At 61.2% G+C, this 13,123-nt stretch carries 12 protein-coding genes; 9 read left to right on the top strand and 3 right to left on the bottom strand.

The window, feature by feature from the left end; genetic code table 11:
* Nucleotides 1-18: 18 nt before the first annotated feature.
* From nuoN to FHT75_RS22640, 5 genes are all read left to right on the top strand, one after another.
* Nucleotides 19-1,464, top strand: a complete 1,446-nt coding sequence (nuoN, locus tag FHT75_RS22620) for an NADH-quinone oxidoreductase subunit NuoN (protein WP_048338649.1) — start codon at nucleotides 19-21, stop codon at nucleotides 1,462-1,464.
* Nucleotides 1,464-2,228, top strand: coding sequence for a biotin--[acetyl-CoA-carboxylase] ligase (locus FHT75_RS22625; protein WP_183845212.1), 765 nt, complete (start codon nucleotides 1,464-1,466; stop codon nucleotides 2,226-2,228). Before nuoN ends, FHT75_RS22625 begins: the two co-directional genes overlap by 1 nt.
* 17 nt (nucleotides 2,229-2,245) lie before the next feature.
* Complete coding sequence (locus FHT75_RS22630) at nucleotides 2,246-3,916, top strand: ribonuclease J (RefSeq protein ID WP_183845211.1); 1,671 nt, start codon at nucleotides 2,246-2,248, stop codon at nucleotides 3,914-3,916.
* A 2-nt stretch (nucleotides 3,917-3,918) separates the two neighbouring features.
* Nucleotides 3,919-4,323, top strand: a complete 405-nt coding sequence (mce, locus tag FHT75_RS22635) for a methylmalonyl-CoA epimerase (RefSeq protein WP_183845210.1) — start codon at nucleotides 3,919-3,921, stop codon at nucleotides 4,321-4,323.
* Between the two features lie 113 nt (nucleotides 4,324-4,436).
* Complete coding sequence (locus tag FHT75_RS22640) at nucleotides 4,437-4,712, top strand: DUF1467 family protein (protein WP_047616533.1); 276 nt, start codon at nucleotides 4,437-4,439, stop codon at nucleotides 4,710-4,712.
* A gap of 439 nt (nucleotides 4,713-5,151) precedes the next feature.
* Here FHT75_RS22640 and FHT75_RS22645 read toward each other — a convergent pair whose 3' ends face one another.
* A complete protein-coding gene (locus FHT75_RS22645) occupies nucleotides 5,152-5,304 on the bottom strand; it encodes a hypothetical protein (protein WP_164735936.1) in 153 nt (50 codons plus the stop codon).
* Between FHT75_RS22645 and proS the strand changes: the two genes are divergently transcribed.
* The 3 genes from proS to FHT75_RS22660 are packed head-to-tail and all read left to right on the top strand — an operon-like array spanning nucleotide 5,303 to nucleotide 8,643.
* Nucleotides 5,303-6,625 carry a proline--tRNA ligase gene (gene proS, locus FHT75_RS22650; protein WP_047616535.1) on the top strand — a complete coding sequence of 441 codons (1,323 nt, stop codon included), beginning with the start codon at nucleotides 5,303-5,305 and terminating at the stop codon, nucleotides 6,623-6,625. The genes FHT75_RS22645 and proS overlap by 2 nt on opposite strands.
* A gap of 15 nt (nucleotides 6,626-6,640) precedes the next feature.
* Nucleotides 6,641-7,945 carry a lipoprotein-releasing ABC transporter permease subunit gene (locus tag FHT75_RS22655; protein WP_047616538.1) on the top strand — a complete coding sequence of 435 codons (1,305 nt, stop codon included), beginning with the start codon at nucleotides 6,641-6,643 and terminating at the stop codon, nucleotides 7,943-7,945.
* A 14-nt stretch (nucleotides 7,946-7,959) separates the two neighbouring features.
* A complete protein-coding gene (locus FHT75_RS22660; RefSeq protein ID WP_047616540.1) occupies nucleotides 7,960-8,643 on the top strand; it encodes an ABC transporter ATP-binding protein in 684 nt (227 codons plus the stop codon).
* 8 nt (nucleotides 8,644-8,651) lie between these two features.
* Here FHT75_RS22660 and FHT75_RS22665 read toward each other — a convergent pair whose 3' ends face one another.
* Both FHT75_RS22665 and FHT75_RS22670 read right to left on the bottom strand, forming a co-directional pair.
* Nucleotides 8,652-9,116, bottom strand: coding sequence for a DUF5680 domain-containing protein (locus FHT75_RS22665; protein WP_047616542.1), 465 nt, complete (start codon nucleotides 9,114-9,116; stop codon nucleotides 8,652-8,654).
* Between the two features lie 83 nt (nucleotides 9,117-9,199).
* Nucleotides 9,200-9,484, bottom strand: a complete 285-nt coding sequence (locus FHT75_RS22670) for a hypothetical protein (protein ID WP_183845209.1) — start codon at nucleotides 9,482-9,484, stop codon at nucleotides 9,200-9,202.
* Between the two features lie 133 nt (nucleotides 9,485-9,617).
* Here FHT75_RS22670 and dnaE point away from each other — a divergent pair, with 133 nt between their 5' ends.
* Complete coding sequence (gene dnaE, locus FHT75_RS22675; protein WP_183845208.1) at nucleotides 9,618-13,115, top strand: DNA polymerase III subunit alpha; 3,498 nt, start codon at nucleotides 9,618-9,620, stop codon at nucleotides 13,113-13,115.
* The last annotated feature ends 8 nt before the right edge of the window (nucleotides 13,116-13,123 follow it).

The following is a 13,123-nucleotide window of genomic DNA, read 5'->3' on the forward strand; positions in this document are numbered from 1 at the left end:
TGACGGGACTTATTGGACATGACCGCTGAAACAATTCTCCTCAGTCTGCATCTTTCCGCGCCGGAGCTCATCCTCGCGGTCGGCGCCCTTGTCCTGTTGATGGTCGGCGTCTTCTCAGGCGAGCGGTCGGGCCTTGTCGTCACCGGCCTCGCCATCGTCCTGCTCCTGGCCTCGGGCCTGTGGCTGCTCTTCGTGCCCGCAGAAGGCCTTGCTTATGGCGGCGTCTACATGGCCGACGGCTTCTCCCGCTTCATGAAGCTGGTGGCGCTGATCGGTTCGCTGGTGGCTCTGTTCATGACGATCGGTCACGCCCGCGAGAACCAGCTCGACAAGTTCGAGTTCCCGGTCCTGCTGGTGCTTGCGACCCTCGGCATCCTGCTGATGATCTCGGCCAACGACCTGATCTCGCTCTATCTGGCGCTGGAACTGCAGTCGCTGGCGCTTTATGTCGTCGCCGCGATCAACCGTGACAGCCTGAAGTCGACCGAAGCAGGGCTGAAATATTTCGTCCTCGGCGCGCTGTCCTCCGGCATGCTGCTCTACGGCATGTCGCTGGTCTATGGCTTCACCGGCCACACCCACTTCTCCGAGATCGCCCAGGCGCTGTCGGTCGAGGGTGCGCGTTCGCTCGGCCTCATCTTCGGCCTGGTCTTCATCCTCGCCGGCATCGCCTTCAAGATTTCGGCCGTTCCCTTCCACATGTGGACGCCCGACGTGTATGAAGGCGCGCCGACGCCGGTGACCGCCTTCCTTGCCGCAGCCCCCAAGGTTGCCGCCATGGCGATGATGACCCGTATCGTCATCACCGCCTTCCAGCCGGTTCTGGCGGACTGGCAGCAGGTCGTCGTCTTCATCTCGATCGCCTCGATGCTGCTCGGCTCGTTTGCCGCCATCGGCCAGAAGAACATCAAGCGACTGATGGCCTATTCCTCGATCGGTCACATGGGTTATGCGCTGGTCGGCCTTGCCGCCGGCAACCAGACCGGCGTCACCGGTGTCATGCTTTACATGGTCATCTACATGGTCATGACGCTCGGCACCTTCGCGATCATCATGTCGATGCGCCGCAAGGACGGCACCGTCGTCGAGAATGTCGACGATCTCGCCGGCCTTTCCACAACGAACCCGTTCATGGCCGTGGTGCTGACGGCGCTGATGTTCTCGCTCGCCGGCATCCCGCCGCTCGCCGGCTTCTTCGCCAAGTACTTCGTCTTCGTCGCCGCCATCGAAGCCAAGCTCTATGCGCTTGCCATCATCGGCGTTCTCGCCTCGGTCGTCGGCGCGTACTACTATCTGCGGGTCATCAAGCTGATGTGGTTCGATGAAGCGACTGGCGAATTCGCCCGTGTCTCCGGTGCGCTGCGTCTGGTCTTCGGTCTCTCCGGCCTGTTCGTCACCGTCTATGTCCTCATCGGCGGTCCGATCGGTGGCGCGGCAGAGCTTGCCGCCGCGACGCTCTTTTGATGGCTTCCGACGGGCGGCGCCGGATATCGCTCGGCGATTTCAGGCACGAGGCTCTGTCGGAGACGTCGTCCACCAACAGCGAATGCCTCGCCCGGGCTCGGGCGGGCGACGGCGGCAATCTCTGGGTGACCGCCGAAAGACAGACCGGCGGCCGCGGCCGCCGCGGCAGGCTCTGGGTTTCCGAACGCGGCAATCTCTACGCTTCGCTTCTGCTGATCGACCCGGCGCCGATGGAGCGCCTGAGCTCCCTGCCGCTGGCCGTTGCCGTTGCCGTACACCAGGCGATCCGCATGGTGCTGCCTCCGGGCGCCGAGCCACTCGAGGTCAAATGGCCGAACGATATTCTTGTCGGCCGAAAGAAGACCTGCGGCATCCTCGTCGAAGGCGAGGGGCTGCCGGATGGTCGTTACGCGCTGATCGTCGGTATCGGCATCAATGTCTCGGTGATGCCCGATAATCCGCTCTACCCCGTCACCTGCCTGCGTCAGCAGGGAAGTGCGGCCTCTCCGGAGGAGCTCTTTGCCCATCTCTTCGCCGCAATGGCTGAAGTGCTTGATCTATGGGACGAGGGCCGCGGTATCGGCGAGATCACGGCGCGCTGGCGCGCCATCGCCTGCGGCATCGGCGAAAAGATTACGGTGAATTTGCCGGACCGATCGATTTCCGGACAATTCGCCGGAATTGATGATAATGGCTTGTTGATGCTCGATACCGGCGCTGGCAGGATAATGCCCATTGCCGCCGGGGATGTGTTTTTTGGATAGCGGAACAAACGAAAATTATGGCGAAACAGGACGAACTGGTATTCCTGCCTCTGGGCGGCGTTGGCGAGATTGGCATGAATCTCGCTCTTTATGGCTACGGCCCGCCCGAGCATCGCCAGTGGATCATGGTCGATTGCGGCGTCACCTTTCCCGGCCCCGACCTGCCGGGCGTCGACCTCGTGCTGCCCGATATCCGCTTCCTCGCCAGCGAGCGCAAGAACCTCAAGGCGATCATCATCACCCACGCGCATGAAGACCATTACGGGGCGCTGGCCGATCTCTGGCCCGGCCTCAATGTGCCGGTCTATGCCTCGGGCTTTACATCAGGGTTGCTCGAAGCCAAGCGCAATTTCGAGAAGGCGACGATCGGCGAAGTGCCGGTGACGCCGTTTAAGGCAGGCGATACGATCAATGTCGGCCCCTTCAGCATTGAAGGCGTGGCCGTCAACCATTCGATCCCCGAGCCGATGTCGCTGATGATCCGTACGCCGGTTGGCAACGTCATCCATACCGGCGACTGGAAGATCGACCACGAGCCTTCGCTCGGGCCGCTGACCGACGAGACACGTTTCCGCCAGCTCGGCGACGAGGGCGTGCTGGCGCTGATGTGCGATTCCACCAATGCACTGCGCGACGGTGTTTCGCCTTCCGAGAAGGATGTGTCCGAAAGCCTGCGCAAGATCATCGAGAATGCCGAGGGCAGGGTGGCGATCACCACCTTCTCGTCGAATGTCGGGCGCATCCGCACCGTTGCCGAGGCCGCCGAAGCGGCCGGCCGCGAAGTGCTGTTGCTCGGCAGCTCGCTGAAGCGCGTCGTTGATGTCGCCCAGGATATCGGCCTGATGGAAGGCGTGAAGCCCTTCATCTCCGAGGAGGAATACGGCTATATCCCGCGCGACAAGGTCGTCGTCATCCTGACCGGCAGTCAGGGCGAGGCACGGGCGGCCCTTGCCAAGCTCTCCCGCGACGAGATGCGCAATGTGGCTTTTGCGGCAGGCGATATCGTCGTCTTTTCCTCGCGCGCCATTCCCGGCAACGAGAAGGCGATCCAGGATATCAAGAACGGCCTCGTCGAGCAGGGCGTGCACATCATCACCGACACGGAGGCGCTGGTCCACGTGTCCGGCCATCCCCGCCGCAACGAGTTGCAGCGGATGTATGAGTGGACGCGGCCGAAGATCGTCGTGCCGGTGCATGGCGAGGCGACGCATCTGACGGCGCACAAGGAATTGGCCGAGCAATCCGGGATCGCGATCGTTCCGCGGGTGCGCAACGGCGATATCCTGCGACTGGCGCCCGGTCCCGTCGAGGTGATCGGCGAAGCGCCGCATGGACGCATCTATAAGGACGGCACGCTGATCGGCGATTTCGACGAGATGGGCATCGGCGAGCGCAAGAAGCTCTCCTATGTCGGCCATGTCGCCGTCAACGTCGTGCTCGACGCCCGCTATGACATCGTCGGCGATCCCGATCTCGTGTCGATCGGCCTGCCGGTCTATGACGACGAGGGCGAGGAGATGGAAGATACGCTGTTCGACGCGGCGGTCAGCGCCATCGAAAGCATTCCGCGCGCCCGCCGCAAGGATATCGACATGCTGCAGGAGGCCGTGCGCCGCGCCATCCGCTCGGCCGCCAATCACGCCTGGGGTAAGAAGCCCGTCGTCACCGCCTTCGTCACCAAGGTCTGATCATGCTCGGCCGGGTCAACCATATCGCCATCGCCGTTCCCGATCTGGCAGTGGCGACGGCCGCCTATCGCGACACGCTAGGGGCTGCGGTATCGCAGCCGCAGGCTCTGCCGGAGCACGGCGTCACCGTCGTCTTCGTCGAACTGCCGAACACCAAGGTCGAATTGTTGCAGCCGCTGGGTGAAACTTCGCCGATCGCAGCCTTCCTCGAAAAGAACCCGTCCGGCGGCATGCACCACATCTGCTACGAGGTGGACGATATTCTTCTCGCCCGTGACCGGCTGGTCGAGGCGGGTGCCAGAGTGCTCGGCGATATCAAGCCGAAGACCGGCGCGCATGGCAAGCCTGTGCTATTTCTGCATCCCAAGGATTTCTTTGGCACGCTGATCGAACTCGAACAGGCCTGACTCCTGCTGCGGCAGAGTGACCCGAAGGCGACTAAACGCTTCGTTCGCTTTGAGTTGGTCGCCATTCCGCCGTATAAGGACGCGATATCAGCGCGACATCAACGGGACCGATAATGCTCGAGATCTTTCTTCAGGGATTTGCCGTCTACTTCATCATCTGGTGGATGACGCTTTTCGCCGTTCTGCCGATCGGTCTGCGCACCCAGGCGGAAGACAATGATGTGGTGCTCGGCACCGTTCCGAGTGCGCCCGCCCGGTTTCGCGCCGCTTTCGTCTTTTCGCTGACGACGCTGATTTCGGCTGTGATCTACGGCCTCTGGTACGTTTGCGACACCTATTTCGGTTGGGGCTTCGACGCCCTGCCGCAACTCGGTCCCAGCTTCTATTGAAGTGTGGCTTTTGCTCAAACTTTGAGCATATGCAAATCTATTGAAAAGCGAATTTCGTCATACCGGCGTCATGCTGTTGCGGCACAGAGCTGACGTAACGGAATGAGGATCATCCCCTACGGAAGCTGCGGGTTTCGTGGATGAGGTGGGGAGCCGAAAAGCCAAAAAAAAACAAGGCTAGAAGCCTTGTTTTAAGTATCGCGTGATCTGTAACCGTTGCCGGGGCTGCGACGAGCGCGCCTAAGATCTGATCCTCCCAAGACTTGACCGCGAATTCGGCAAGAATTTATCCTTCCTGCCTGTTTTGTGAGCTAAAGCTAGCTCAAACATTGGGCTTTGTCATCAGCTTTTTTTGCATTTTTGCTACACTCTAGCAAAATTTTTCTGTTGACAAGATTTTCGTTCAAGTCCTTATAAACACGCGCTTTTTCTGGCCCGTTCATTTTGCGGGTGCGAACATGCGCTTCCGGGAGGTTGCCAACATCCGTTGCGGGTTTCCTTCCTGCCGCGAAGCGGCTATGAACGCTCCCACATCAACAATTGCCTTCGATTCCGCTTGCTGCGGGATCTCAACTGCTTCGGAATCCGCCATGCGTCTGTCTCGCTTTTTCATGCCCATCCTCAAGGAAAATCCCAAGGAGGCGGAAATCGTCTCCCACCGGCTGATGCTGCGCGCCGGCATGATCCGTCAGCAGTCGCAGGGCATCTATTCCTGGCTGCCGCTCGGCAAGCGCGTGCTCGACAAGGTCAACGCCATTATCCGCGACGAGCAGAACCGCGCGGGCGCCATCGAGCTGTCGATGCCGACGCTGCAATCGGCCGAACTCTGGCAGGAAAGCGGCCGCTATGACGCCTACGGCAAGGAGATGCTGCGCATCAAGGACCGCCAGGATCGGCCGATGCTTTACGGCCCCACCAACGAGGAGATGGTAACGGATATTTTCCGCTCTTCCGTCAAATCCTACAAGGACCTGCCGCTCAATCTCTATCACATCCAGCTGAAATTCCGCGACGAGATCCGTCCGCGCTTCGGCACCATGCGCTCGCGCGAATTCATGATGAAGGACGCCTATTCCTTCGATCTGACGCGCGAAGGGGCGGAGCATTCCTACAATAAGATGTTCGCCGCCTATCTCAGAACCTTCGATCGGTTGGGCCTGCGCGCCATTCCGATGCGCGCCGACACCGGCCCGATCGGCGGCAATCTCAGCCATGAGTTCATCATCCTCGCCGACACCGGCGAATCCGAAGTCTTCTGCCACAAGGATTTCGTCGGTTTCGATATTCCCGGCGAACACACCGATTTCGACAGCGTCGAGGGCCTGCAGGCGATCTTCGACAAGTGGACCTCGCTCTATGCGGCGACCTCGGAAATGCACGATGAGGCGGCTTTCAACGCCGTTCCCGAAGGCGACCGGCTTTCGGCGCGTGGTATCGAGGTCGGCCACATCTTCTATTTCGGCACCAAATATTCCGAGCCGATGGGCGCAAAAGTGCAGGGACCGGACGGCAAGGAACACTTCGTCCACATGGGTTCCTATGGTATCGGGCCGACACGCCTTGTTCCCGCCATCATCGAAGCATCGCATGACGACAACGGAATCATCTGGCCGGCATCGGTCGCGCCCTTCGATGTCGTGGTGATCAACATGAAGGCGGGCGATCAGGCCTGCGACGATACCTGCGAGCTGATCTATGCCGCGCTGAGCAAGGCCGGCAAGGATGTGCTCTACGACGATACCGACGATCGGGCCGGTACGAAATTCGCGACCGCCGACCTGATCGGCGTGCCCGTCCAGATCATCGCCGGCCCGCGCGCGGTCGCCAACGGCGAAGTTGAAGTGAAGGACCGCAAGACCGGCGCCCGCGAAACGATGACCATCGAAGCGGCGATCAACCGGTTCGTGGCTTAAGGAAACGGAGGCGAAATGGCAGAGGCAGCAGTGGACCGGAGTTCAAAATCCGGCTTGGGTCCGGCTGGCAAGCCATTTTCCACCTTCGAACGCCTCGTGGCGTGGCGTTATCTGCGCGCCCGCCGCAAGGAGGCCTTCATCTCGGTAATCGCCGGCTTCTCCTTCGTCGGCATCATGCTGGGCGTTGCGACGTTGATCATCGTCATGGCCGTTATGAACGGCTTCCGCACCGAGCTCGTTTCGCGCATTCTCGGCATTAACGGCCACATGATCGTCCAGCCGGTCGACGGCCCCTTCACCGATTATCCCGCTCTCAGCGGCAAGCTCGCCGCCGTACCCGGCGTCAAGATGGCGCTGCCCTTGGTGGAGGGCCAGGTGCTCGCTTCCGCCCAGGCCGGTGGCAGCACCGGCGCGCTGGTGCGCGGCGCCCGCGCCGACGACCTGACCAAGCTCAAGACGATCTCCGACAACATCAAATCCGGCGATATGGTCGGCTATGCCTCCGGCGACGGTGTGCTGATCGGCACCCGCATGGCCGACCAGCTCGGTCTGCGCGTCGGCGATCTCATTACGCTGACGTCGCCAGATGGTGACATCACGCCGATGGGCGTCAGCCCGCGCATCAAGTCCTACAAGATCTCAGGCCTCTTCGAGATCGGCATGTCGGAATATGACTCCTCGATCATCTTCATGCCGCTCGAGGAAGCGCAGCTCTATTTCAACGCCGAGGGGCTGGTGCAGTCGATCGAGCTCTTCGTCGACAATCCGGACGATATCGACGATCTCAGGCCCAAGGTGGAGGAGGCGGCCGGCCGCCAGATCGCCATTACCGACTGGCGCCAGCGCAACCAGACCTTCTTCTCCGCACTCCAGGTCGAGCGCAACGTCATGTTCATGATCTTGACGCTGATCGTGCTTGTCGCGGCGCTGAATATCATTTCCGGCCTCATCATGCTGGTGAAGGACAAGGGCAGCGATATCGCCATTCTGCGCACCATGGGCGCCACCGCCGGTGCGATCATGCGCATCTTCTTCATGACCGGGGCAGCGATCGGCATCGTCGGCACTATTGCCGGCGTTCTGCTCGGCGTTCTCGTCTGCGTCAACATCGAATCTGTCCGCCAGTTCTTCTCCTGGATATCAGGCACCGTACTCTTCAATCCGCAGGTCTATTTCCTCAGCCAGCTGCCGGCCGAAATGGATCTCAGCGAAACGATCTCGATCGTCGTCATGGCGCTGACGCTGTCCTTCATTGCGACCATTTTCCCCGCCTGGCGTGCCTCAAAGCTCGATCCGGTGCAGGCCCTGCGCTACGAATAAGGAATGCCGCCTTCATGAAACGCAACGTCGTTCTCAAGCTTACCGGCGTCGAGCGCCATTACGGGCAGGGCGATACGCTACTCCCGATCCTGAAGGGCGCAGATTTTTCGATATCGAAAGGCGAAATCGTCGCTCTCGTCGCCCCTTCCGGCACCGGCAAATCGACGCTGCTGCATGTCGCCGGCCTCCTGGAGCATCCGGACGGCGGTGAAGTCAACATCAATGGCCATGCCTGTGACGGCCTGAGCGACGATAAACGTACCGCGATCCGCCGCAGCGAAATCGGGTTCGTCTACCAGTTCCACCACCTGCTGCCGGAATTCTCGGCGCTCGAAAACATCATGATGCCGCAGCTGATCGCCGGGCTTTCCTGGAAGGAAGCCGGAGAGCGGGCCGGCCAGCTTCTCGATTATATGCGCATCGGCCATCGTGGTTCGCACCGCCCGGGCGAGCTTTCCGGAGGCGAGCAGCAGCGCGTTGCGATCGCCCGCGCCGTCGCCAATGCGCCGACCCTGCTTCTTGCCGATGAGCCGACCGGCAATCTCGACCCGGAAACGGCAAGCTACGTCTTCGACGCGCTGGAAGCGCTGGTGCGCCAGTCCGGCCTTGCCGCCCTGATCGCCACCCACAATCACGAGCTTGCCCGCCGCATGGATCGGCGCGTCACGATCTCCGACGGCAAGATCGTTGATTTCTGAGGCTGTGCTCAGGGGATGACCAGCCCGCCGCGATAATCGAGCGCATAGGCCTTCTGGCCGTCGACCATGATGCGTTCATGGCCGGTGAACCGCGCACAGCCGCCTTCGCTGCTATCGATATAGCGGCCGAACGGATGATCGAATTCCATGCCGTCCAGAAACCGGCCCTCTCGATACATCGCCGAAAGTGCAGCCTTGATCACCGCTCCGGCTGCTGTGCCGTCGATGAGCTCAGGCGCAATGACGCAGCCGAAATAATTCATCGCCCAGGCGGGCTCTCCGGCAAACCACACCACTTCCTGCCCGGCGAAATCGGTGCCGCCGAAATAGCTGTCGAGATAGCGCCAGTCACCGCGTTCGTAACCGATATCGTGGGAACCCGGCCGGCACGGCGCGCGCGGCACGCCGCCCCCGACATAGGTCGCAGCCTTCGCCTCCACGATGAATTCATTCAGCATCGCAATGTCGAGCATGTCGTTCTCCCTTCGGCCCGATGCTGGCAAATAGGTCGCGACATGTAAAGAACAAAAAGAGAACTTCTGGTGGAATAAGCGCATCACTTTGAGGGGAAGGCGGCCGCCCGAACACGATGTCTGGTCTGTGGGGGCGGGGCAAGGGCATGGCGGCCCCAGATCACAACAAGTGCCAGTTCGTGCGGTTCGCCGCGCGCATCCGGGATTTTCCACACGCAAGAAAGAAGGAAAAGATTCCTGTTGACAACAGAACATACATGGAACAAATTGAAAACATAACGAGTAAAGGAGAGCCCGATGACTGACATGATCCGTGATATCGCAGCATTCACCTCCATCGCAATGTTCGTTGCCAGCTTCTCGCTCATCGTGATGGCGATCTAAAGTTTTCAGGGGACCGCATGGCAATCATGCGGTCCGGAGGTGGGACTTCTTCTGGACATCATCGCCCTCTATGCCGACAATGCGTCCGATTCATTCGGGTGATTGGGAAGGCATGTCATGGCGGACACGGCAAAGGGTTCAACGGGTGAGGCGACCGGCGGCACGCCGGGTTTCATCCACCTGAGGGTCCATTCCGCCTATTCGCTTCTCGAGGGCGCTCTGCCGCTGAAGAAGATCCTCTACAAGGCGACCGGCGACAGCCAGCCGGCGATTGCGATCACCGACACCAACAATCTGTTCGTCGCCCTCGAATTCTCCCAGAAGGCGATGGACGAGGGCCTGCAGCCGATCATCGGCTGTCAGGTCTCGATCGACATGGGAGATGGGTTGGAAACGGAAAAGCGCGGCGGCCAGCAAGCCCTGGTCAAGCTGCCGTCGATCGTTCTTCTCGCCGCGACCGATGCCGGCTACGAACGGCTCGTCGATCTCGTCAGCCGGGCCTATCTCGGCGGCGAAAGCAACCAGGCCGTTCATATCAAAGCCTCCTGGTTGGAAGAGGCCGGCACGGAAGGGCTGATCGCATTGACCGGCGCCCCGACCGGCCCGGTCGACATGGCGATCAGGGAAGGACATCCCGCCCAGGCGGAGGCCCGGCTGCTCTTGCTGAAGCGTCTCTTCGGCGACAGGCTCTATGTCGAGCTGCAGCGCCACGGCACCTACGACAAGCGGCACGAGCAGAAGATTGTCGGGCTTGCCTATGCCCACGACCTGCCGCTGGTTGCGACCAACGAGGCCTTCTTTCCGACGCGCGACGATTACGATGCCCATGATGCGCTGATGGCGGTCGCGCACAACGCCATCGTCTCCGACGACAGCCGCTTTCGCCTGACGCCCGATCACTACCTGAAGAGCCGGGCCGAGATGGCCAAGCTCTTCGCCGACCTGCCGGAAGCGCTCGAAAATACCATCGAGATCGCCAGGCGCTGCTCCTTCGTGCTGAAGACCAGAAAGCCGATCCTGCCGCGTTTCACCGGTGCGACCGACGATGCCGAGGAGGCCGAACGCGCCGAGGCGAGCGAGCTGCGCCGCCAGGCGGTCGAAGGGCTGGACATGCGGCTTGCAACGCTCGGCATGTCGCCGGGTTACGAGGAGAAGGATTATCGCGAGCGGCTGGATTTCGAGCTCAGCGTTATCGAACGCATGCGGTTTCCCGGCTACTTCCTGATCGTTGCCGACTTCATCAAATGGGCCAAGCAGCATGACATTCCCGTCGGTCCCGGCCGCGGCTCGGGCGCCGGTTCGCTGGTCGCCTATGCCTTGACGATCACCGACGTCGATCCCTTGCGTTTTTCGCTGCTCTTCGAGCGCTTCCTCAATCCCGAACGCGTCTCGATGCCGGACTTCGACATCGACTTCTGCCAGGACCGCCGCGAAGAGGTGATCCGCTACGTCCAGGCCAAGTATGGCCGCGAGCAGGTGGCGCAGATCATCACCTTCGGTTCGCTGCAGGCGCGCGCCGCCCTTCGCGACGTCGGCCGCGTGCTGGAAATGCCTTACGGCCAGGTCGACAAGATCTGCAAACTGGTGCCGAACAACCCGGCCAATCCGACCCCGCTGTCCAAAGCGATCGAAGAGGAGCCGAAGCTGCAGGAGGAGGCGGCTAAGGAACCGGTTGTCGCGCGCCTGCTCGATATCGCCCAGAAGATCGAGGGACTTTACCGCCACGCCTCGACCCATGCCGCCGGCATCGTCATCGGCGACCGCCCGCTTTCCAAGCTGGTGCCGATGTATCGCGATCCGCGCTCCGATATGCCGGTCACCCAGTTCAACATGAAATGGGTCGAGCAGGCCGGCCTGGTCAAGTTCGACTTCCTCGGTCTGAAGACGCTGACGGTGCTGAAGGTCGCTGTCGATTTCGTCGCCAAGCTCGGCATCAAGGTCGATCTCGCGGCCATTCCTCTCGACGACAAGAAGACCTACGAGATGCTGTCGCGCGGTGAAACGGTCGGCGTGTTCCAGGTGGAAAGTGCCGGCATGCGCAAGGCGCTGATCGGCATGAAGCCGGACTGCATCGAGGACATCATCGCGCTGGTGGCGCTCTATCGTCCGGGCCCGATGGAGAACATCCCGACCTACAATGCCCGCAAGCACGGTGACGAAGAGCTGGAATCGATCCATCCGATGATCGACCACCTGCTCAAGGAAACGCAAGGCGTCATCGTCTACCAGGAGCAGGTGATGCAGATCGCCCAGGTCCTGTCCGGTTATTCGCTGGGTGAAGCCGACCTTCTGCGCCGCGCCATGGGCAAGAAGATCAAGGCCGAGATGGACCAGCAGCGCGAGCGCTTCGTCGTCGGCGCCGTCAAGAACGGTGTGTCGAAGCCGCAGGCCGACAATATCTTCGAACTGCTGGCGAAGTTCGCCAATTACGGCTTCAACAAGTCGCATGCCGCCGCCTACGCCATCGTCTCCTACCAGACGGCCTACATGAAGGCGCATTATCCGGTCGAATTCCTCGCCGCCTCGATGACGCTCGACATGTCCAATACGGAAAAGGTCAATGATTTCCGCCAGGATGCCAAGCGCCTTGGCATCGAGGTGATCGCACCCTCGGTGCAGACCTCCTTCCGCCATTTCGAAACCGGCGACAACCGCATCTACTACGCGCTCGCCGCCCTCAAAGGCGTCGGCGAATCCGCCGTCGACCATATCGTCGCGGTGCGTGGCGATAAGCCCTTCGCCAGCATCGAGGATTTCTGCCTGCGCATCGATCCGCGCCAGGTCAATCGCCGCGTGCTCGAAAGCCTGATCTATGCCGGCGCCTTCGATTGTTTCGATATGGACCGCGCCCAGCTAGCCGCCGGCCTCGACCGCATCCTCGGTTATGCCCAGCGCGCCCAGGAGAACAAGCTGAGCGGCCAGTCGGACATTTTCGGCAGCACGCTGACCACGGGACCGGAGAAAATCTCGCTGCCGCCGTTCTCGCCCTGGCTCCCCTCGGAGCGGCTGCTGAAGGAATTCCAGGTGTTGGGCTTCTATCTCACGGCCCACCCGCTCGATTCCTACAACAACATCCTGCAGAAGATGCGGGTGCAGACCTTTGCCGAATTTTCCCAAGCGATCAAACAGGGCGCGGCCAATGCCCGGCTTGCCGGCACCGTCATCTCCAAGCAGGAGCGCAAGACCCGCACCGGCAACAAGATGGGCATTATCGTCTTTTCGGATTCTTCCGGCCAGTTCGAAGCGGTGCTGTTTTCGGAAATGCTGAACCAGTATCGCGACGTGCTCGAATCCGGCAAATCCTTCGTGCTGACGGCCACCGGCGAGGAGCGGCCGGAGGGCATCGGCCTGCGCATCCAGACGATTCAGTCGCTGGAGGAAAAGTCGCTGCAGATGCAGAAGGCGCTGCGCGTCTATGTCAGGGATTCCGGGCCGCTCAGGATGGTCGCCGGCCACTTGAACGCCAGGGGCGACGGCCTCGTTTCCTTCATCGTCATCAAGGAGGAGGGCAAACGCGAGGTGGAGGTGGCGCTGCCGGAGAAATACCGCATCACCCCTGAGATCGCCGCCGCCCTTCGCGCCGCCCCCGGCGTTGTCGACGTCGAACTGGTTTGATCAGCCCC

Source organism: Rhizobium sp. BK112, from assembly GCF_014193215.1.
Lineage (GTDB): Bacteria > Pseudomonadota > Alphaproteobacteria > Rhizobiales > Rhizobiaceae > Rhizobium > Rhizobium anhuiense.

Coding starts and splice junctions, on each gene's coding strand:
- proS (WP_047616535.1), top strand. CDS start 5,303: ATGCGTCTGTCTCGCTTTTTCATGCCCATCCTCAAGGAAAATCCCAAG.
- FHT75_RS22670 (WP_183845209.1), bottom strand. CDS start 9,484: ATGAGCGAGAAGCTGGCAACGAACATTGCGATGGAGGTGAATGCTGCG.
- FHT75_RS22660 (WP_047616540.1), top strand. CDS start 7,960: ATGAAACGCAACGTCGTTCTCAAGCTTACCGGCGTCGAGCGCCATTAC.
- FHT75_RS22625 (WP_183845212.1), top strand. CDS start 1,464: ATGGCTTCCGACGGGCGGCGCCGGATATCGCTCGGCGATTTCAGGCAC.
- FHT75_RS22655 (WP_047616538.1), top strand. CDS start 6,641: ATGGCAGAGGCAGCAGTGGACCGGAGTTCAAAATCCGGCTTGGGTCCG.
- FHT75_RS22665 (WP_047616542.1), bottom strand. CDS start 9,116: ATGCTCGACATTGCGATGCTGAATGAATTCATCGTGGAGGCGAAGGCT.
- mce (WP_183845210.1), top strand. CDS start 3,919: ATGCTCGGCCGGGTCAACCATATCGCCATCGCCGTTCCCGATCTGGCA.
- FHT75_RS22630 (WP_183845211.1), top strand. CDS start 2,246: ATGGCGAAACAGGACGAACTGGTATTCCTGCCTCTGGGCGGCGTTGGC.
- FHT75_RS22640 (WP_047616533.1), top strand. CDS start 4,437: ATGCTCGAGATCTTTCTTCAGGGATTTGCCGTCTACTTCATCATCTGG.
- FHT75_RS22645 (WP_164735936.1), bottom strand. CDS start 5,304: ATGGCGGATTCCGAAGCAGTTGAGATCCCGCAGCAAGCGGAATCGAAG.
- dnaE (WP_183845208.1), top strand. CDS start 9,618: ATGGCGGACACGGCAAAGGGTTCAACGGGTGAGGCGACCGGCGGCACG.
- nuoN (WP_048338649.1), top strand. CDS start 19: ATGACCGCTGAAACAATTCTCCTCAGTCTGCATCTTTCCGCGCCGGAG.